This window comes from Oleiphilus sp. HI0079 (assembly GCF_001635105.1).
In genome coordinates this window covers 1-823 of sequence record NZ_LWFT01000111.1, presented here as the reverse complement: position 1 = coordinate 823, position 823 = coordinate 1, and the positions used below count along the sequence as shown (strand labels likewise).

The following is an 823-nucleotide window of genomic DNA, read 5'->3' as shown; positions in this document are numbered from 1 at the left end:
GTACGTTGCTTTGGGGCGTTATCTGTCATTTAAATCACCTGTATTACGATGTCTCTATAAGCACAAAAGCAGGACTCCTCAGCGAAGCCCTGCTTTTGCTTAAAACACTACGCGAGGTATTAGCCGCGAGCGCAAATCTCATCTGCTGAGAAAAAGTAAGCAACTTCGCGTGCTGCAGACTCGGCAGAGTCTGAACCATGCACTGCATTCGCATCAATAGACGACGCGAAATCCGCTCGGATAGTACCTGCATCGGCTTCTTTCGGGTTCGTAGCACCCATCAAGTCGCGATTTTTAAGGACAGCGCCTTCGCCTTCTAATACCTGAACACAAACAGGGCCAGAAGTCATAAAAGAAACTAGATCCGCAAAGAAGGGACGCTCTTTATGCTCTGCATAGAAACCCTCAGCCTGCTCCTTAGAAAGACGAATCATTTTTGCTGCAACAATTTGCAAACCGTTTGATTCAAAACGATCATAGATTTTGCCAACAACATTTTTAGCTACAGCGTCAGGCTTAACAATTGATAAGGTGCGTTCTACCGCCATGGTTTCTATCCCCATTAAAATGTAAATTCGGCACACGGAATGCGCCATTCATAAATTGCGGCCGAATTATATGTCTGATTCACTCAAAAATATATCTTTGTACCGCGAGATTCGTAAAACTTAACGTTTTGGCACTATTGCGCCAACTTAGACAGCGCATTTCTCAATTGTGACGCCGCATCAAGGACTTCATCATCAGTAGTAAACCTTCCAAATGAGAATCGCAATGAGCTAAGAGCTTCTTCGTCGCCCAACCCCATAGCCTTCAGCACATG

1 protein-coding gene is annotated in these 823 nt (G+C 45.0%); it reads right to left on the bottom strand.

Going from position 1 to position 823, the window contains the following annotated elements; translation table 11 throughout:
• Window positions 1–119 precede the first annotated feature (119 nt).
• Complete coding sequence (gene ndk, locus A3750_RS01610) at window positions 120–548, bottom strand: nucleoside-diphosphate kinase (protein WP_068452700.1); 429 nt, start codon at window positions 546–548, stop codon at window positions 120–122.
• Between the last annotated feature and the right edge of the window lie 275 nt (window positions 549–823).

Coding starts and splice junctions, on each gene's coding strand:
- ndk (WP_068452700.1), bottom strand. CDS start 548: ATGGCGGTAGAACGCACCTTATCAATTGTTAAGCCTGACGCTGTAGCT.